We start from the raw sequence: 19,801 nt of genomic DNA on the forward strand, positions 1-19,801 counted from the left end.
GGGGTTTATCAGGGTGGCATTACACACAAAAGTAGGCATGCAGGAGAGATAATGAATATTAGAAACAAAGGGATAGAAAACGATAGCGCAGAGGCGATGTCCGCCAACCGGCTGTTGCTGGGGGCGACGCTGGCGCTACTGCCCTTCGCGCAAAACGCTTTTGCCGCGGCGGACGAGACGATGGTGGTGACTGCCGACGCGCAGAGCAGCGTGACCGCGCCCGTCAAAGGGATCGTCGCCAAAGAGAGCGCCGCCGGCACCAAAACCGCCGCTCCGCTGAGCAAAACCCCGCAGTCCATCTCGGTGGTGACGCGCGAGCAAATGAACGACCAGGAACCGGCGTCGGTCGCCGACGCCTTGAACTACACCAGCGGGGTGGTCACCACCTATCGCGGCAATTCCAACCGCAATGACGAAGTGATCAGCCGCGGCTTCCGCTACGCGCCCAAGCTGCTCGACGGCCTGCACTTTGGCCTCTCTAGCCAAAACGGCGGCGCCGGGCAGATCGATCCCTGGTTGCTGGAGCGTGTGGAAATGGTGCACGGCCCGGCCGGCGTGCTTTACGGCCAGGTCAGCCCCGGCGGCGTGGTGGTGATGACCAGCAAACGCCCTACTGCCCAGAGCATTCACGAAGTTAAATTCAGCACCGGCAACCGTCATCTGGCGGAAACGGCGTTCGACTTCGGCGGCAAACTCAACGACGACAACACCCTGTTCTATCGCCTGAACGGTATCGCCAGAACCGAACATGAGTTTGTCAAAGACAGCAAGCAGCAACGGGTGGCCATCGCCCCGGCCTTCACCTGGCTGCCGAACGAAGACACCAGTTTTACGCTGCTGACCAGCTACCAGAACGATCCGAAAGCCGGATCGCGCAACTTCCTGCCGCGCGCCGGCACACTGTTCCCGACCAGCGCGGGCTATGTGCCCTATGACTTCAACATCAGCGAACCCAGCTTCAACAAGTCGCGGCGCGAGCAGGCGTCGATCGGCTACAGCCTCGAGCACAACTTCAGCGATGCGCTGTCGTTTACCCAGAACCTGCGTTTCACCCACCGTGATGAGGACTATAAATATCTGGTTTATAACGTAAACTCGAAGGTCAACGACCACACCGTCACCCGCATGGCGCAGCATGAAACGCAGATGACCAACGAGTTTGGCGTGGATAACCAGCTGAAGGGCCTGTTCGACACCGGCGAGGTGAAACACACGGTGCTGGGCGGATTGGATTACCGCTACAGCCATATCGATTCGAAGATGTATCGCGATCGCGGCAACGATTACCCGATCGACTGGGCCAACCCGGTTCGCCCCAGCATCGATGGCAGCACGCTGGCGCTGGCTTCCAGCGATTTGAAGACGCTGAATCAGATCGGGGTGTATCTGCAGGACCAGCTGGCGTGGAATAACTGGAACCTGCTGCTGTCCGGCCGTCAGGACTGGTCGCAGGTCAACACCCGCGATCGCACCAGCGGCGGCAAAGAGCAGACCTACAATGATGCCCAGTTCACCGGCCGTGCGGGCCTGCTCTACGCCTTTGACAACGGCATTTCGCCGTACGTCAGCTACAGCACCTCGTTCGATCCTAACCTGTACCCGAGCGCGCCGGGCGCCGACCCGCTCAAGCCGACCACCGGCAAACAAACCGAGGTGGGCGTGAAGTACCAGATCCCGGGCGGCAACACCCTGCTGACCCTCTCCTGGTTCGACATCACCCAACGCAATGTGGCGTCTTACAACCGTCTCACCTCCGCCTACGAGCAGATCGGTGAGGTGAAATCCAAAGGGATTGAGGCGGAAGTGCACGCTCAGCCGACGCCGGAGATCAAGCTGATCGCCGCCTACACCTACACCGACGTGGTGACCAAAGACTCCAACTCGGCCGACGAAATCGGCCACAGCCCGGCGGGCATTCCGCGCCACGCGGCGTCCGCCTGGGGCAGCTACAGCTTCCTGAGCGGCGCGCTCAACGGCCTGACCGTCGGCAGCGGCGTGCGTTACATCGGCGATGCGCCGGCCGACGCCACCGGCCAGTACGACGTGCCGCACTACACGCTGTACGACGCCATGGTGAAATATGATCTCGGCCAGGCCTCGCCGGCGCTGCGCGGTGCGGCGCTGCAGCTCAACGTGCAGAACCTGACGGACAAGAAATACGTTTCATCCTGCAGCGGCGAGTACGCCTGCTTCTACGGCAGCGGCCGCAGCGTCATCGCTTCGGTGAACTACCGCTGGTAACGAAAAGGGGCGGCCATCGCCGCCCCTTTCTTCCACCTTTCCCGCCGCGTTTACTCTTGCTTCAATTCCCGCAGATGCTTGTACACCGTAGCACGCCCCATCGACAGCACGTTGGCGATATAGTCCGCCGCGCTTTTGGCCTTGAACGCCCCCTGATGATAGAGATCGCTGACCAGCCGCCGTTTCTGTTCGCGGCTCAGCGCGCCGAGCGCAGCGTTCTCGCGCCGCAGCCAGTCATGCAGGAAGGTATTGATCTTCTCTTGCCAGTCGTCTTTGAACAGCTGTTGCGGCTGCGGCTGCAATCGCGTGACCGACAGGAACATATCCAGCGCGTTGCGGGCGTCCTCGAACATCGCGGTGCTCAGGTTGATGCACAGCAGATAGCTGGGGTTACCCTGCTCGTCGCGCGCGGCGATGCTCACCGAGCGCATCTTTTTGCCGTCCCAGTTCAGCTTTTCGTAGGGGCCGGTCACGTTGGCGCCGCCATCAAACGTGAAATCTTCCAGCCCCGCGTCGTCGCCCGGTTTGCGCTTCGACAGGTTGTTCGCCAGGTAGGCTATCTTGTTGGCGGCCAAATCGTGGATCACCACTTCCGCATTCGGGAAAAACAGGGCCGCGATGCCGTCGGCGACTGACCGCAACAGTTCAAGTTGAGAAGAAGAATTCGCCACGCTGGGGTGTCTCCGTATAGCCCGGTTTGGTTTGTTGCTCAGCCGCTTAGCATACCGCAGTTGCCGCCGCTTGCCGAGCGGATGGCGTTGTTTTCCCCCTCACCACCGGCTGCGCCGCAAGTGACCTTTTATCCCGACGGGGGGCATGATTGGCCATTGCCGGTCGCCGGCGAAATAACGCCCGCCCCTTCAAAGAGGAAAAGGAAATAGGTTAACCACGCCGTTCATCTACCGTTTTTTTATTTAAAAACCGCCCCTTTGCCAATGACATTAATAACCGCACCACCGTTATTGAATTATTGCTTAAGGCCGTTGGCAAGTTGATTGGCAAACTCCCTTATGCAAGAAAAATCTCATACAAATCATCATGTTTTGCATAAAGCAAAGCGCCAATTCAGATTATTCCTAATTATTTATTTCAGACATCAGGAATAAATTTAACCTGCAGTACTGCAATAAGGATGCAGCTTAATTTGAGTTGTATAAGCAATTTAATTTAAAGGACTTTTATTATGAATTATGAATCCAAGGCGGACTGTTCCGCCAACAGCTACATTATTGAAATTTCAAGTTTTAAACTGCCGGCCTCACTCAGCCCTGAAGCGTTTGCCGTATTGGACAAGCGCGTTGAAGAGGAATTTATCTCGAACCAGAACGGGTTTATTTCGCGTGACTCAGGCATCAGCGTAGACAATGAGCCTCGCTGGGTGAACATTGTAAAATGGGAGACGCTGTTGGATGCGGATGAAAACATCTACCAATTTACGCAAGCTTCCGCGCCGGCGTCCGTCAAAGAATATCTGGCGAGTATCGGCGCTGAACCGGTGGAATTACAACGCTATCAGCATACCGGCGCCTAATGCGTATCGGATGACCACGCCACCGCGGCGCGGTCTTCTTTAAACGTTGATTCGCCAAACCAGAACGGGTGGCCGGCCGCTCGCGGTCACCCGTCCGTTTCAGGTGAACACGCTTTTCAGCCCACTCTTCTGCCGCAATACAGTAAAACAGCCCCGAATCATGCTTCTCGCTGCCCAGGCAAAACGCGGCGGCAGACGGCGTTTTAACAGGATTTTAACGCTGCCGAGGGGAAACGCCATTGTCAACATAGCAGTTAAATAAAATGAAACTTTTTGATCACATTCAAGCTTCTGAAAAATAGATATAAAGGGTTTTTATGCGTTTTATATGCATAAAGTATGCATGTGCCCGCTAACGCCCGGCGAAAAGTAATTAACTATTCATTTACCGCCCTGCAGGCGGCGAAAAACCGTCCGCTGGCCCGATGAGCGGGGGGCTAACAACCGGCATAATTAGTGGTAAATTTAGCGGCGCAAAGTGTTATGCGCTTGCTAATCCACGGTTAAACGAAATAAATACCTCTAAAATATAAAGGTTGGTTATGGAAAAGCTATCCTACGCTTCAGACAGCAGCACCACCGCTTGGGCTACATATCTGCAACAAATCGATCGCGTCGCCCCTTACCTCGGCGACCTCTCACGCTGGGTTGATACGCTGCGTCACCCTAAACGCGCTTTGATTGTCGATATCCCGCTGCAGATGGACGATGGCACCATCCGTCACTTCGAAGGCTTCCGCGTACAGCACAACCTGTCGCGCGGGCCGGGTAAAGGCGGTATCCGCTTCCACCCTGACGTCGATCTGAACGAAGTGATGGCCCTGTCCGCCTGGATGACCATCAAGTGCGCCGCGGTCAACCTGCCGTACGGCGGCGCCAAGGGCGGCATCCGCGTCGATCCGTTCAAACTGTCTGAAGGTGAACTGGAGCGACTGACCCGCCGCTACACCAGCGAAATCGGCTTCATCATCGGGCCACAGAAAGACATTCCTGCGCCGGACGTCGGCACCAACGCCAAAGTGATGGCCTGGATGATGGATACCTACTCCATGAACCACGGCACCACCATCACCGGCGTGGTAACCGGTAAGCCAATCCACCTCGGCGGCTCCCTGGGCCGTGAGAAAGCGACCGGCCGCGGCGTGTTCGTGACCGGCAGCGAAGTGGCCAAGCGTCTGGGCGTGCAGATCGAAGGCGCCAAAGTGGCGGTGCAAGGCTTCGGTAACGTGGGCAGCGAAGCGGCTCGCCTGTTCGTCGGCGTCGGCGCTCGCGTCGTCACCATCCAGGACCACTCCGCAACCCTGTTCAACGCCAACGGCATCGATCTGGCCGCGCTGACCGAATACCAGGCCAAGCACAAGCAGATCGCCGGTTTCCCAGGCGCCAGCGAGATCGAAAGCGAAGCGTTCTGGTCGGTTGACATGGACATCCTGATCCCTGCGGCGCTGGAAGGCCAGATCACCCGTCAGCGCGCCGAAATCCTCAGCGCCAAGCTGGTGCTGGAAGGGGCTAACGGCCCAACCTTCCCAGAAGCGGACGACATTCTGCGTTCCCGTAACATCACCGTGGTTCCGGACGTTATCTGTAACGCCGGCGGCGTAACGGTCAGTTACTTCGAGTGGGTGCAGGACATGGCGAGTTACTTCTGGAGCGAGTCCGAGATCAACGAGCGTATGGACAAGATCATGACCGACGCGATGGTCCACGTCTGGAACAAGGCCGCAGAGAAAGAGTGCAGCCTGCGCACCGCCGCTTATATCGTGGCTTGCGAGCGCATCCTGACCGCACGTAAAGAGCGTGGCATCTACCCAGGTTGATGCCCGTTTCCCGGCCTGCCCCGGCAGGCCGGATTTTCCTCAGCGCAAACAGCGTTTCAACACCTTACCGGTACTGGTCATCGGCAAGCGTTCGACAAACTCGACGATACGCGGATACTTGAACGCCGCCAGCCTCTCCCGGCTCCAGGCGATCAGCGCCTCTTCCTCGATCGGCTCCTCCGTCTCTTTCAACACCACCACCGCTTTGATCTCTTCACCCAGCGAAGGATGCTCGACACCGATCACCGCCACCAACGACACCGCCGGATGGCGAATCAGCGCCTCTTCAATCTCGCGCGGATAGACGTTGAACCCGCCGCGAATGATCATGTCCTTGGCCCGATCGACGATGAAATAGAAGCCGTCGGCATCGCGGCGCGCCAGATCGCCGGTGCGGAACCAGCCGTTTTCCAGCACTTCCGCCGTCGCCTCGGGACGGTTCAGATAGCCTTTCATGATGTTGTAGCCGCGCACCGCGATCTCTCCCACCTGATCGACACCGTCGATCGGTTGCCCGGTGACGTCGAGCAAGCGAACCTCCACGCCCCAGATCGGTTGGCCGATAGAGCCGGGTTTGGTCACGCGGTGCGGATGATTAAAGGTGGCGACCGGGCTGGTTTCCGACAGACCATACCCTTCGAGAATGTTGACGCCGAAGCGGCGCGAGAAATCCTCCAGGATCTGCACCGGCAGGCTGGCCCCGCCGGATACCGCCATACGCAGCGTGCTGCGCAGGCACTCGATATCCGTATGCTCATCCAGCGCATTCAACAACGCCCAATACATGGTCGGCACGCCGGCAAAAAAGGTAATGCCGTGCCGCTGCATCAGCGCGATGGCCTGCGCGGCGTCGAAGCGTTCGACCAGCACCAGGGTGGCGGCGGCGGAAAATCCGGCATTCATCTGCACCGTCGAACCAAACGTGTGGAACAGCGGCAACGTCACCAGATGGCGATCGGGATCCGTTTCCGAGCCGTCGAACAGCCTCACCGATCCCAGCGCGTTAAGCACCAGGTTGGCGTGGGTCAACTCAGCCCCTTTGGCCCGGCCGGTGGTGCCGCTGGTATACAGCACCACCGCCGTGTCGCTTTCGAGCGTCGCGGCCGAAGCGAACTCGGTGGCCTGTGCGGCTATCGCCGTGCTGAAACGTTCGCCTTCGAGCGGCAGCCGATCGCCGATGATAAACACCTCACGGCATTGCTCCGCCTTCGCCGCCGCCCGCAGCGCCTCTTCCCCCAACGGCAGGCCGCTGCTGCCTTCGAAGCAAAACAACGCCACCGCCGCCGAGTCCGCCAGGTAATAGTCGAACTCTGCGCTCTTAAGCAGAATATTCAGCGGCACCACCACCGCGCCGCTTTTGAGAATGCCGTAATAGATAGCCGGAAACTCCGGCCGATTGGGGCAGGCCAGCGCCACTCGCTCACCGGGCTGCACGCCGCGCGCGACCAGTAAATTCGCCACCCGGTTGGCCATTTCATTCAGCGCCCGATAGCTGAGCAGTATATCGTCCTGTATCACCGCCGGCCGTTCCGGCCAGGTGCGCGCACTTTCTTCAAGCAAGGTAGCCAGATTCAGCATCGGGGATCCTCCCTGGGTTGAGCGGCGAGAAAGCGCCGCAGTATCACGAGTATAGATAGGCGCTTTGCGGTTCGCATTCCCAGGGGCGCTGGGCTATACCTTAGGCATTCCCCCTCCTGCTGGAGTTGTGATCATGAGCAAGAAAAAAATCCTGATGCTGGTCGGCGACTACGCCGAAGATTACGAAACCATGGTGCCGTTTCAGGCATTGCAAATGCTTGGCCATTGGGTGGATGCCGTGTGCCCCGACAAAGCCGTCGGCGACTACATCCAGACCGCGATCCACGACTTTGACGGCGCGCAGACCTACAGCGAGAAACCCGGTCATCGTTTCACCCTGAACGCCGACTTTGCCGCCGCCAAGGAAGAGCACTATGACGCGTTGTTGATCCCCGGCGGTCGGGCGCCCGAATACCTGCGGCTGAATCCCGACGTGATCGCGCTGGTGCAGGCGTTCGACGCCGCCAAAAAACCGATCGCTGCCGTTTGCCACGGCCCGCAGCTGCTGGCGGCGGCTGGGGTGTTGAAGGGCCGCACCTGCAGCGCCTACCCGGCTTGCGCCCCGGAGGTGCGGCTCGGCGGCGGCCATTATGCGGAGATCGGCATCGATCAGGCGCATGTCGACGGCAATCTGGTCACCGCCCCGGCCTGGCCGGCGCATCCGCAGTGGCTGGCGAAATTCGCCGAGCTGCTGGAGCAGTAACCTGGCGCTAGCGCAATTGCTCGATAAGAAAATGGATGTCGTACAGCCAGCGTTTGGCGCGCGCCGAGCGCACCAGCATCGATACGCACAGCGGCCGGGTGTGTTCTTTACAGGCGGAGGGAGAAAACCAGCGCCCGGTATTGCTCGGCGGCTGGAAATACAGCTCGTGGTTGTAGTTGCTGCTGTCGACGCCGAAGGTATCGAAGTAGCGGCGCATCAGCGTGTTGGAGTCGCTGAACGACAGGTTGAGCGCGGTGTTAATCTCGGTTTCCGGGGTGATGACCGCCCCCTTCTTCTGCCGCCCTGGTGCGTTGAATGCGGCGATAAGCGCGATGACCTGTTGCTGAATGTCTTCTGCCATGACGACCTCGAGCCGATATGAAGAAAAGGTGAATGCAATTATCTGTCTGACTCTGCCCGCCGCGGCGAGTTCGGGCCGCCGCGCGGGTTTTCCGTTTCTTTACACTTTCCATAAGTAAACCGCGCGCCGCCCAACTCGCGGCGTGCGCGGTCGACGGTTAGCGGCTGAGCGCCGCCTTATCGGCGATGACGCCGTCCCCCTGCCGCTCGGCGGCAACCCCGCCGCCCAACACTTTATACAGGGTCGCCTGATTGTCGTACGCGGTCTGCTGTGCGGCGATCAGCGACTGCTGCGCCGTATACAGCGTGCGCTGCGCGTCCAGCAGCGTCAGGTAGCTGTCCACGCCCTGGCGGTAACGCAGTTCGGCCAGGCGATAATATTGCTGCGCCGCCGCCACATAGCCGGTCTGTGCCGCCAGCTGTTCCTGCAGCGTGGCTTTGCGCGCCAGCGCGTCGGCGGTTTCCTGAAATGCCGTCTGCACCGCTTTCTCATAGGTGGCGACATACAGGTCTTTCTGCGCCTGGGTGTAGTTGAGCTGAGCCGTGTTATAGCCGCCGCTGAAGATCGGCAGGCTGATGCTCGGGGCGAACGACCAGACGCCGGCGCCGTGGCTGAACAGCGCCGAGAGTTCACCGCTGCCCACGCCGCCGCTGGCGGTCAGGCTGATCGACGGGAAGAATGCCGCACGCGCCGAGCCGATGTTGGCGTTGGCGGATTTCAGATTATGCTCGGCCTGCAGCACGTCCGGCCGCGTCAGCAGCACCTGCGAAGACACCCCGGCCGGCAGATTGCGCATGATTTCGCCGAGCGCATCGATACCGTCGGGCAGCAGGTTTTCCGGCACGCTTTGCCCCACCGCCAAATCCAGCGCGTTTTTCGCCTGCGCGGCGAGGGTGGCGTAGCTGGCGGCGTCCGAACGCGCCTGCTGATAAACGGTTTCCGCCGACGCCACGTCGACCAGCGACGAAATGCCGTGCTGTTGATTGTTGCGCGTCACGTCCAGCGAACGTTTGGCGCTTTCCATCGTCTGCTGCGCCACCGCCAGATTGCTGCGCTCGGCCGCCACCGCCACCCAGTCGGTGACGATATCGGCGATCAGCGTCAGACGGGTGCTTTTCGCCGCTTCCGAGTTGGCCAGATAGGTTTCGAACGCCGCCCGCGACAGGCTGGCGTTCTTGCCGAACAGATCCAGCTCGAACGCGCTGACGCCGCCCTGCGCTTCGTAACTCTGGCTGATGGCGGTGGCATTGCCGTTGCCGGTCAGCGAACGCCCGCGGCTGCCGTCGGCGGTGGCGTTGATCGTCGGGAACAGCGCCGAGCGCTGCTCACCGTACAGGGCGCGCGCCGAAGCGATATTGGCGATCGCCTCACGCAGATCGCGGCTGCTGTTCAGCCCCATCGCCACCACCTGCCGCAGCCTGGCATCCTGCACATAGTCGCGCCAGGCGACGTCCGGGTAGCTCAACGCCTGCTTGCCGGCGGCCTCGCCCTGCGGCAGGTTGGCGGGCACCGGCGCCGCCGGGCGATGGTAGTGCGGATCCAGCGACAGACATCCGCTCAGCAGCAGCGGTAAAGTTAACATCATGACTCGTTGCAACACGTTATTCTCCTGCCTGCGACGGCGAGTTGGTGGGCCGACGGGTAAACATGCGGCGCACCAACACATAAAACAGCGGTACGAAAAAGATCGCCAAGGCGGTGGCGGTGATCGTGCCGCCGATAATGCCGGTGCCGATGGCAATTCGGCTGTTGGCGCCGGCGCCGCTGGATACCGCCAGCGGCAGCACCCCGGCGGTGAACGCCAGCGAGGTCATCAGGATCGGCCGCAGGCGCATGCGCGCCGCGTGGACCGCCGCGCCAATCAGCGTTTCCCCCCGCTGGTGCATCTCCTCGGCGAACTCGACGATCAAAATGGCATTTTTCGCCGACAGCCCGATGATGGTGAGCAGCGCCACCTGGAAGTAGATGTCGTTTTCCAGCCCGCGCAGCGTGATCGCCAGCAGTGAGCCCACCACGCCCATCGGCACCACCAACATCACCGCGAATGGAATCGACCAGCTCTCATACAGCGCCGCCAGGCACAGGAACACCACGATGAGCGAAATGGCGTACAGCGACGACGCCTGGCCGCTGGTCAGCCGTTCCTGATAGGACAGCCCGCTCCAGGAATAGCTGCTGCCGGCGGAGTATTTCGCCGCCAGTTTCTCCATCTCGCTCATTGCCGTACCGGAACTGACACCGGCGGCGCCCTGCCCGGTGATCTCGAACGACGACAGCCCGTTATAACGCGACAGGTTCTCCGGGCCGTAGATCCAGTGCGAAGACGCAAAGGCGGAGAACGGCGTCATGCTGCTGTCGCCCGATGCGTTGGTGCCGCGCACAAACCAGCGGTCGAGGTCTTCCGGCTTGGCGCGGTACTGCACGTCGCCCTGCATATAGACTTTTTTCACCCGGTTGCGATCGATAAAGTCGTTGATGTAGGTGCTGCCGAACGCGCTGCTGAGGGTGCTGTTGACGTCCGCGGCGCTCAGGCCGAGTGCCTGCAGTTTGCCGTTGTCGATCGCCACCTGCAGCTGCGGGGTGTCCGGCAAGGTGTTGGCGCGCACCGCCAACAGCGATGGATTGCCGGCGGCGGCGGCGACAATCTGATCGCGCATCGCCTGCAGTTCGGCGCGGGTGGTCGCCCCTTTGGCCTGCAGTTCGAAGGTGAAGCCGTCGGACTGGCCGAAGCCGTCGATCGCCGGCGGGCTCATGGAGAACACTTGGGCGTCGCGCAGCGAGGCGAAGTGCGCCATGGCGCGTTTGGCGATGGCGTCGGCGGTGTTTTCGCTGCCGCCGCGTTGGCTCCAGTCTTTGAGGCTGACGAACGCCATGCCGGCGTTTTGCCCGCTGCCGCTGAAACCGAAACCGTTGATGGTGAAAATGGTGCTGACGTTGGCCTTTTCCTGGTCGAGAAAATAGGCGGTCACCGCCTCGCTCACCGCCGAGGTGCGCGCGTTGGTGGCGCCGGCCGGCAAGGTGTACTGCACCATCACCGAGCCCTGATCCTCGTTGGGCAGGAAGCCGGTCGGCAAACGCAGATACATTACGGCGGCGGCGATCAACAGCAGGCCGTACAGCAGCAGATAGCGCATTGGCCGGTGGATCACTGCGCCGACCTTGTCGGCGTACTTCGCCTGCAACCGGTCATAACCGCGGTTGAATTTGCCCAGCAAGCCTTTGTCGGTCTGCGCGTCGTGCGCGGGTTTCAGCAACGTGGCGCACAAGGCCGGCGCCAGCGTCAACGCCAGCACCACCGACAACACCATCGAGGAGACGACGGTGATCGAAAACTGGCGGTAGATCACCCCGGTGGAGCCGCCGAAGAACGCCATCGGCAGAAACACCGCCGACAGCACCAGCGCGATGCCGACCAGCGCGCCGGTGATTTCGCGCATCGATTTCTCCGTCGCCTCGCGCGGCGGCAGCTTATCCTCGCGCATCACCCGTTCGACGTTTTCCACCACCACAATGGCGTCATCCACCAATAGCCCGATCGCCAACACCATGCCGAACAGCGTCAGGGTATTGATCGAATAGCCGAACGCCGCCAGCACGCCGAAGGTGCCCAGCAACACCACCGGCACGGTAATGGTCGGGATCAGCGTGGTGCGCAGGTTTTGCAGAAACACGAACATCACTACCACCACTAACGCCACCGCTTCAAACAGTGTTTTCACCACCTCTTCGATCGAGATGTTGATGAAGTCGGTGCTGTCTTTCGGGTAGGCCACCTTGTAGCCCTGCGGCATGGCGCTTTGGTATTCCGCCACCTTGGCCTTTACCAGCTTGGCGGTGCTCAGGGCGTTGGCGCCCGCCGCCAGCTTGACCGCGATCCCCGCCGCCGGGTGGCCGTTGAGGTGCGCGCTGGCGGAGTAGTCTTCGTTGCCCAGCTCAACCCGCGCCACGTCGCCCAGCCGCACCAGCGCCCCGCTGCTGTCGCTTTTCAGGATGATATTGCGGAACTGTTCCGGCGTTTGCAGCCGCGACTGCGCCTTCACCGTGGCGGTCAGCTGCTGGTCGGCGGCGGCCGGCAGATCGCCTATCTTGCCGGCGGACACCTGGGTGTTTTGCGCCTCGATCGCCGTCTGCACGTCGGAAGGCATCAGCGAAAAGCTCGCCAGTTTGGTCGGATCCAGCCAGATGCGCATCGCGTATTCCGAGCCGAACACCTGTACGTCCCCGACGCCCTCGATGCGCGACAGCGGATCCTGCAGGTTGCTGACCAGATAGTCGGAGATATCGGCCATCGTCGCCTTGTCGCTTTCGTCATACAACCCGACGATCAGCAGAAAGCTGCTCTGGGATTTTTTGACCGTCACGCCCTGTGCGGTGACGGCGCTCGGCAGACGACTTTCCGCCTGCTGCACCTTGTTTTGCACCTGCACCTGAGCGATATCCGGATCGGTGCCCTGCTCAAAGGTGACGTTGATGCTGACCGAGCCGCTGGCGCTGCTGGTCGACGAGAAATACAGCAGGCCGTCCAGGCCGGTGAGCTGCTGCTCAATCACCTGGGTGACGCTGTTTTCCAGCGTTTCCGCGTCCGCGCCCGGGTAGGTGGCGGAGATGGCGATCTGCGGCGGTGAGACGTCCGGGTACTGCGAGACGGGCAATGAATTGATCGACATCAGACCGCACAGCATGATGATGATGGCGATCACCCAGGCGAATACCGGACGCCGGATAAAGAACTGCGCCATATCACTGCTCCCCGCGTTGGGTTTTGTCGACCGAGACGTCTACCGGCTTCACCGCGGCGCCGATCGTCACCTTGCTGGTGCCTTCGACGATCAGGCGATCGCCGTCGTTCAGCCCGCTGTCGATCAGCCAGTTGCTGCCCACCACCCGTTCGGCGCTGACGGTGCGTTGCGCCACTTTGTTTTGCGCGTTTACCACCAACGCGGTGGCTTCCCCTTTGGCGTTGCGGGTGATGCCCTGCTGCGGCGCCAGGATGGCTTTGGGATCGACGCCGTTATCCACCGTGGCATGGACGTACATGCCGGGCAACAGCTCATGTTCGGGGTTGGGGAACACCGCGCGCAGCGTGACCGAACCGGTGGCCTCATCCACCGCCACCTCGGTCAACTCCAGCTTGCCGGCGTGGGCATAAGGCGTGCCGTCCTCCAGCTTGATGGCGACCGGCGTGACCGCACCGCGCTGCAAAGCGGCCTGCTGACGGCGCAGTTTAAGCAACTGGGCGCTGGACTGGGTCAGATCGACATAGATCGGATCCAACGCGCGGATGGTGGCCAACGCATCAGTCTGGCTGGCGGTGACCAGCGCGCCCGGCGTCACCGACGAAATGCCGATGCGGCCGGCGATCGGCGCCCGCACCTGGGTATAGGCGAGATTGATGCGCGCCGTTTCCAGCGCCGCCTGATACTGCGCCACCGACGCCACGGCCTGCAGATACGCGGCTTTGGCGTCGTCTGCGTCCTGTTTGGAAACGCCGTTCTCTTTCACCAGCGCCGCATAGCGCTGCGATTTGAGCCGGGTGGATTGCACCGTGGCCTGAGCGTTTTTCAGCTGGGCGGCGGCCTGATCGTAGCTGGCCTGATAGCTGGCGGGGTCAATTTGATACAAGACCTGCCCGGCTTTCACCTCGGCCCCTTCGGTAAACAGCCGCTGCTTGATGATGCCGTCGACCTGCGGCCGCACGTCGGAGGTCATGGTGGCGTTAACCCGACCGGTCAACTCGCTGCTCAGGGTTACAGACTGGCCGCGCAACGTGACGACGCCGACCTCCCGTTCACCGCCTGCGCCCGTCGGCGCGCCGGCGTTTTGCCCATCGCAGGCGGCCAGCGACAGCGAAAGCCCCAGCGCCAAAAGCGTTTTCCTCTGCATTGCAATACGATCCTATTGAGAATGACTATTCTCAATATATCGAATGCCGGAATGCGCTTCTGAAAGGGTTGCGTAAGGATTGCGTAAAATCTTTTCGAAGCGGAAAACGGTGGCGCAATCTCGTTCAGCGTGGTTTCAGCACATTGGCGCAGCGGTTTTTAGCCAATGCAATAAAGCGTTCCACTTCAGCCGGGGGCGGCGCCGCTTCAGTTGTATCAGGCTCTTGCTCCCGATGAGCATCGCTCGCCGGCTGCTTGCAGCGATAAACCAGGCCATACAGGGGATGGCGCCCATCGTCGGTTTGATAATAATTGGCCACGCGGGCGAACGAATAGTAATAATAAGGCGTTGAATGTTCTTCGCCCCGATAAACGTTTTGCGTGCCGCCATCGTAGAACGTCACGTTGGCGGTCTTTTCCATCAACCGATCCAGGTCGTCGATCACCTGCTCAGTGCAGCGGTTTAATTCACGCCGATCTTGTTCATTCAATTTATCGGCATAGTCGTCGGCGCAGCGGGTGATATAACCTTCATACTGGAGATTGTCGACGAGCTTAAGTTCGAAATAACGGTATGAGCGCTCGGCGATCTTCACCCCCTCACGCTCCTGAATCAGCTTCGCATCCTGAATAAGGTACACCGCCGCCGGATCCTGATTCTCGAGCGTAAGCATGGCCGCAGTGGCCCCTCCAACAGGCGTCAAGAGCGCCCCCATAAGCAGGGACAACCGTGTGATTAAACGAAAGTCCATTGTTTTAGCGTCTTGGTCCATCATAAATTTCGTCATCTTATCTCGTCAGCGGCGGCGTACCGAGCGCCGCGTGGGATTTTTAGGGTTTAACCAGTCTAAACACCGTTTTGGTGTGCCAATAGTAGTCGATCGCTGCCGAAACAGTCGGCATCCAGCCGTCCGGCTCATAGGGAACGAAGCCGGAAAAACCCAGCCTGCGGGCAGAGACCTGGAATCCCGCGGCGGAGAAAATACGCGCATAATCGTCCAGAGAACGATCCTGCACCACGGTATGCGTCTGTTCAGCCACCCTTTCGCGCCATTGCGGCCACAGCGGGTTGTCGGTGTGGCAACCGGTCACCGCATAATAAACGCCGCCCGGCTTCAGCACCCGCAGCATATCGGCGGCATGCTGCGCGATATCTTCAATCAGGTAGATGACTTCATGACTGAAGGCGATATCGAAGTGGTTCTCATAACCCGTCAACCGCGTGTCGGTCTGATAAACGATCGGCAGGTTTCCTTTCAGGCGGTTGGCTTGTTCGACGGATTGGCGGGCGATATCAACGCCGATCCCCTCACTAAATGGCCGAATTTGATGCAACAGGCGCAAAAAACCGCCCTGATTGCAGCCGAAGTCCAGCACCCTGACGCCGGACAGTTCGCGTTCCGGCACCAGGCTCAGCAGATGCCGCCAGATGGGCGCATGGCCTTCGGCCATGGCCTGCTCTGCGTGCGGATCGCGATACCAGGTGGGAATGCTCAAGGATGAGTCGTTCATTATGGCCTCCTTCTGTTTCCACTCAGCCAACCACAGCCTATGGCGACAAACAACCGCGTGCGCATTTTTTGAACACTCACTAGTCTGGTTTGCCAGGCGCCGGCAGTTGGCTGGTCACGCAGTGAATGCCGCCGCCGCCGGCGGCGATCGCGTCGATCTCCAACTGCACCACCTTGCGCTGCGGATAGAGCGCCGACAGCAGTTCAAACGCCGCCTTGTCCGCCTGCGGGTCGCCAAACTCCGGGGCGATCACCGCGCCGTTGATAACGAAATAGTTGATGTAGCCCGCCGCGAAATCGGGATTGCGGCGGCTGAAACGGCTGTCGCGCGGTGCCCGCGGCGGCGAGAGCGTATGCACCTGCAGCGTGCGGCCGTCGGCGTCGGTCGCTGTCTTGAGGATCGCCAGATGCGTCTGGGTGACCGCATGATCGTAAGAGGCCGGGTCGGTGTCCAGATTGGCCACCACCACGCCCGGCCGCACGAAACGGGCGTAAAAATCGACGTGGGCATCGGTGATGTCTCGGCCTTTAATGCCCGGCAGCCAGATAATTTTACGCAGGCCGAGCATCGCCTTCAGCTCCTGCTCAACCCGATCCCTGCTCCAGCCCGGGTTGCGGTTCGCATTCACCCAACTGCTCTCGGTCATGATGCCGGTGCCGCGCCCATCCACCTCAATGCCGCCGCCTTCGCCTACCAGTGCGCTGCGGCGTGGTTGAGGGACGCCGTATCGCCTGGCGGCAAACCCTGCCAGACGCGCATCCTTGGCATGCTGCTGCTTATCGCCCCAGCCGTTGAAGTTGAAATCCACCGCGCCCAGTTCGCCGGCATCATTGACGACGAAATTGGCGCCGATGTCGCGCATCCAGATATCATCCAGCTCGGTGACGACATAGCTGACGTTGTGACTGCCGCAGATGGCCTCGGCCAATTGCCGTTCACGCTCGCGGCAAAAAACCGTCAACGGCTGAAATTCGGCGATGGCGCGGGCGATACGCCCCTGCGCCGCCCGCACGTCCGCCGTGAAGTCGCCCCAAATCGCGCGCTGCGCGCCGAACGCGATAAACGCCCGCTGTTGCGGTTCCCCTTCATCCGGCAAGCGCCAGGCCGGATTAAGCGCAGCTTTTGCGTGACCGCGTAACGAAATACCCAATGATGCCGTCAAGCCGACGCCGGCCACCGCCGAAAGCTGCTTGATAAAGGTGCGGCGCGTTGACATAAATGCCCTCTTTTAATTAATTTAAATTCAACTGGTTAACCGGTTTTTTCGCTCTCCGGGAATTGAATCTCATGCTAGTCTTCCCCTGCCGCTGCGACAAACGATATATTTAGTGGATATCTGATTAGACAGGCTTATTGATAATGTTAAAACACTGGCCCCCGTTAAGCGCATTGCGCGGTTTTGAAGCGGCGGCGCGTCTGGGCAGTTTTCATCAGGCCGCCGAAGAGCTGCACCTTACCCAGTCGGCAATCAGCCAGCAGATCCGCAGCCTCGAGGCTTTTCTGGAACAGCCGCTGTTTTTCCGCACCGGCCGCAGCGTGACTCTGACCGATGCCGGCCACGATCTGTTCAGCACCGCGCAGGTGATGCTGCAACAATTGGCCGTCGGCATTCGTCGTCTGGACCAATACCGCAAACCCAATCAGTTGATCGTCAACACGACGCCGGCCTTTGCCCGCCACTGGCTGACGCCACGGCTGGGCGAGTTCAACCAGCGGCATCCGCAGATAGATCTGTGGCTCTTCACCAGCTTCGAGCCACCGGATATGGCGACGGACAGCATCGACTTGGCGATCCGCGACGATCTCAGCGCGCAGGCGGACTGCACCTTTAAGGTTCTCTGCACCGACCGGCTTTATCCCGCCTGCCACCCCAGCCTATTGGCGCTGGCGGCGGAGCAGCGCGTCACGCTGCACGGCGAACGCGAAATGGACTGGAGCCACTGGACGGTGGCGGGCGGCGCGCACGTCGGCCAGCGCGACAGCGGGCTGAATTTCTCCGATCCCGGCCTGCTGCTGGATGCCGCCTGCCAGGGGCTGGGCATCGCGTTGGTCAGTCAGCTGCTGGCGCAGCAAGCGCGTGACGCCGGGTTGCTGCATCCGTTAACCGAGCAACGCGTGCGCGGCGCCAACTGGGCGTGGCTGCTGCATCGCGACAGCGAACACAATCCGCTCGCCCGGCACTTCTGCCAATGGCTGCAATCGACGCTGCCGGCCGACGCATAACGCGCCACATCACGATTTGCTACTCTGGTCAGGCGGCCCCGCCTGACCGCTGCTACTTTCAATAAAGCGCCGCAACAGCCCGAATAAAACGCGCTAACCTGCTGTTTCAAAAATAATTAGTTGAATTCACCTGATAACTGAACATCGCTAAAAGGATCTTCTATGTCTGCCGGTTTATTGAAAACGATAGCTCTGAGCGTGGCCCTGGCCTGCGCCGTCCCCGTCGCCTGTGCCGCCGATCTGAGCGCCGGCGCGGTCGCCGCTCCGGATCAGTATGGCGCAAAAGTCGCCGCGCATATTCTGCAGGCCGGCGGCAATGCGGTCGATGCGGCGGTCGCCACCGCCTTTACCCTGGCGGTCACCTACCCTGAAGCCGGCAATATCGGCGGCGGCGGCTTTATGACGCTGTACGTCGACGGCAAACCCTATTTCCTCGACTACCGCGAAGTGGCGCCCAAGGCCGCCGGCAAAACTATGTATCTGAACGAGAAAGGCGAAGTGATCGAGAATCTCAGCCTGGTGGGCAGTCGCGCCGCCGGCGTGCCGGGCACCGTGCTGGGGCTGTGGGAAGCCCACAAGCGTTTCGGCAAGCTGCCGTGGGCCGAACTGCTGACGCCGGCGATCGGCTACGCCCGGCAAGGTTTCACCGTGGCGGATCAGCAGTATCAGTACCGCGAAGACGCCAACAAGCTGTTTGCCGGTAAAACCAACTTCGGCGACTATTTCGGCGCCATGAAGCCCGGCACGGTGTTCAAACAGCCGGAGCTGGCCGCCACCCTTGAGCGCATCGCCAAATCGGGCGCCGACGATTTTTATCACGGCGAAACCGCCCGCCTGCTGGTGGCGCAAATGCAGCGCGACAACGGGCTGATCGGCGCGGCGGATTTGGCCGACTATCGGGTGAAATGGCGTGAACCGATGCGCATCAGCTGGCGCGGCAACACCGTGTATACCGCCCCGCTGCCCAGCTCCGGCGGCATCGCGCTGGCGCAGCTGCTGGGGATAAAAGAAGATCGCGCCGCCGACTTCAAGGGCGTGCCGCTGAACTCGGCGCGCTATATCCACCTGCTGGCGGAAATCGAAAAACGCGTGTTCGCCGATCGCGCCGACTACCTCGGCGACCCGGATTTCACTAACGTGCCGGAAGCGCAGCTGATCGCCCCCGACTACCTGCAAAAACGCGCCGCCGAGATCAACCCGACGGCGATCTCGCCGACCGAGCAGGTGCGGCCGGGGCTGGAAAGCCACCAAACCACCCACTTCTCGATCGTCGATGCGGCCGGCAACGCGGTCAGCAACACCTATACGCTTAACTGGGACTTCGGCAGCGGCGTGGTGGTCAAAGGCGCCGGTTTCCTGCTCAACGACGAGATGGACGACTTCAGCGCCAAACCCGGCGTCGCCAACGCCTTCGGCGTGGTGGGCAGCGACGCCAACGCCATCGAGCCGGGCAAACGCATGCTCTCCTCGATGAGCCCGACCATCATCACCCGCGACGGCGACGTCACCCTGGTGATCGGCACGCCGGGCGGATCGCGCATCTTCACCTCGATCTTTCAGGTGATCAACAATCTCTACGATTACCATCTGCCGCTGGCGCAGGCGGTGGCCGCCCAGCGCGTGCATCACCAACTGTTGCCGAAGGACACCGTTTATTACGACAGCTTCGCGCCGCTGACCGGCAAACCGGCGGACGAGCTGAAGGCCATGGGCTACACCCTCGAAGACCAGGGCTGGAACATGGGGGATATTCAGGTCATACGCGTCGATGGCCGCACGCCGGAAACCGCGTCCGATCCGCGCGGCCGCGGCGTGGGGCTGGTGGTGAAAAAGTAACCCTCCGGCGGCCCGCTTCAGGCACGCCGGGCCGCCACTCACTGGCAGCTGCTGCACCGCTACAGCGTACATAACCCGCTCATCCGGTAATTCTGGCAGTGGCTGCAGTCGGCTTTT

Annotated in this window: 15 protein-coding genes; 6 read left to right on the top strand and 9 right to left on the bottom strand. The window is 60.9% G+C overall.

The window, feature by feature from the left end:
- Positions 1 to 51 precede the first annotated feature (51 nt).
- Positions 52 to 2,241: a TonB-dependent siderophore receptor gene (locus tag HWW83_RS07625; RefSeq protein WP_096242262.1), complete on the top strand. Its 2,190-nt coding sequence runs from the start codon at positions 52 to 54 to the stop codon at positions 2,239 to 2,241.
- Between the two features lie 50 nt (positions 2,242 to 2,291).
- Here the strand turns inward: HWW83_RS07625 and HWW83_RS07630 are convergent, their stop codons facing one another.
- Positions 2,292 to 2,912: a helix-turn-helix transcriptional regulator gene (locus HWW83_RS07630; RefSeq protein ID WP_042784528.1), complete on the bottom strand. Its 621-nt coding sequence runs from the start codon at positions 2,910 to 2,912 to the stop codon at positions 2,292 to 2,294.
- A 512-nt stretch (positions 2,913 to 3,424) separates the two neighbouring features.
- On the opposite strand from HWW83_RS07630, the gene HWW83_RS07635 reads away from it, so the two are divergent.
- A complete protein-coding gene (locus HWW83_RS07635; protein WP_033643118.1) occupies positions 3,425 to 3,772 on the top strand; it encodes an antibiotic biosynthesis monooxygenase family protein in 348 nt (115 codons plus the stop codon).
- 542 nt (positions 3,773 to 4,314) lie between these two features.
- Entirely contained in the window at positions 4,315 to 5,589 is a 1,275-nt protein-coding gene (locus HWW83_RS07640) for a Glu/Leu/Phe/Val family dehydrogenase (protein WP_033643119.1), read from the top strand.
- A gap of 39 nt (positions 5,590 to 5,628) precedes the next feature.
- Here HWW83_RS07640 and HWW83_RS07645 read toward each other — a convergent pair whose 3' ends face one another.
- Complete coding sequence (locus HWW83_RS07645; protein ID WP_176589179.1) at positions 5,629 to 7,167, bottom strand: long-chain-fatty-acid--CoA ligase; 1,539 nt, start codon at positions 7,165 to 7,167, stop codon at positions 5,629 to 5,631.
- Positions 7,168 to 7,300: 133 nt separating this feature from the next.
- Here HWW83_RS07645 and HWW83_RS07650 point away from each other — a divergent pair, with 133 nt between their 5' ends.
- Positions 7,301 to 7,870, top strand: a complete 570-nt coding sequence (locus tag HWW83_RS07650; RefSeq protein WP_033643121.1) for a DJ-1/PfpI family protein — start codon at positions 7,301 to 7,303, stop codon at positions 7,868 to 7,870.
- A 7-nt stretch (positions 7,871 to 7,877) separates the two neighbouring features.
- Here HWW83_RS07650 and HWW83_RS07655 read toward each other — a convergent pair whose 3' ends face one another.
- The 7 genes from HWW83_RS07655 to HWW83_RS07685 all read right to left on the bottom strand — a co-directional run bounded on the left by HWW83_RS07655 (position 7,878) and on the right by HWW83_RS07685 (position 16,841).
- On the bottom strand, positions 7,878 to 8,231 hold the full coding sequence (locus HWW83_RS07655) for a DUF1493 family protein (RefSeq protein WP_033643122.1): 354 nt from the start codon (positions 8,229 to 8,231) through the stop codon (positions 7,878 to 7,880).
- Between the two features lie 157 nt (positions 8,232 to 8,388).
- Positions 8,389 to 9,831: an efflux transporter outer membrane subunit gene (locus HWW83_RS07660; RefSeq protein WP_332108455.1), complete on the bottom strand. Its 1,443-nt coding sequence runs from the start codon at positions 9,829 to 9,831 to the stop codon at positions 8,389 to 8,391.
- A 1-nt stretch (position 9,832) separates the two neighbouring features.
- Positions 9,833 to 12,970 (bottom strand): efflux RND transporter permease subunit, encoded by a 3,138-nt coding sequence (locus HWW83_RS07665; protein ID WP_176589180.1) that lies wholly within the window; start codon positions 12,968 to 12,970, stop codon positions 9,833 to 9,835.
- A 1-nt stretch (position 12,971) separates the two neighbouring features.
- Positions 12,972 to 14,114 (bottom strand): efflux RND transporter periplasmic adaptor subunit, encoded by a 1,143-nt coding sequence (locus tag HWW83_RS07670; protein ID WP_096242264.1) that lies wholly within the window; start codon positions 14,112 to 14,114, stop codon positions 12,972 to 12,974.
- A 124-nt stretch (positions 14,115 to 14,238) separates the two neighbouring features.
- Positions 14,239 to 14,901 carry a hypothetical protein gene (locus tag HWW83_RS07675; protein ID WP_163965342.1) on the bottom strand — a complete coding sequence of 221 codons (663 nt, stop codon included), beginning with the start codon at positions 14,899 to 14,901 and terminating at the stop codon, positions 14,239 to 14,241.
- Positions 14,902 to 14,944: 43 nt separating this feature from the next.
- Positions 14,945 to 15,625, bottom strand: a complete 681-nt coding sequence (locus HWW83_RS07680; RefSeq protein WP_033643126.1) for a class I SAM-dependent methyltransferase — start codon at positions 15,623 to 15,625, stop codon at positions 14,945 to 14,947.
- A gap of 79 nt (positions 15,626 to 15,704) precedes the next feature.
- Positions 15,705 to 16,841 carry an agmatine deiminase family protein gene (locus tag HWW83_RS07685; protein ID WP_176589181.1) on the bottom strand — a complete coding sequence of 379 codons (1,137 nt, stop codon included), beginning with the start codon at positions 16,839 to 16,841 and terminating at the stop codon, positions 15,705 to 15,707.
- 143 nt (positions 16,842 to 16,984) lie between these two features.
- Here HWW83_RS07685 and HWW83_RS07690 point away from each other — a divergent pair, with 143 nt between their 5' ends.
- The gene (locus HWW83_RS07690) at positions 16,985 to 17,848 is read left to right on the top strand and encodes a LysR substrate-binding domain-containing protein (protein ID WP_033650363.1); all 864 of its coding nucleotides are present in this window, start codon (positions 16,985 to 16,987) and stop codon (positions 17,846 to 17,848) included.
- A 162-nt stretch (positions 17,849 to 18,010) separates the two neighbouring features.
- Positions 18,011 to 19,684 carry a gamma-glutamyltransferase gene (ggt, locus tag HWW83_RS07695; protein WP_142075566.1) on the top strand — a complete coding sequence of 558 codons (1,674 nt, stop codon included), beginning with the start codon at positions 18,011 to 18,013 and terminating at the stop codon, positions 19,682 to 19,684.
- Positions 19,685 to 19,801: the final 117 nt, after the last annotated feature.

Source organism: Serratia ureilytica (assembly GCF_013375155.1).
Classification (GTDB): Bacteria; Pseudomonadota; Gammaproteobacteria; order Enterobacterales; family Enterobacteriaceae; genus Serratia; species Serratia ureilytica.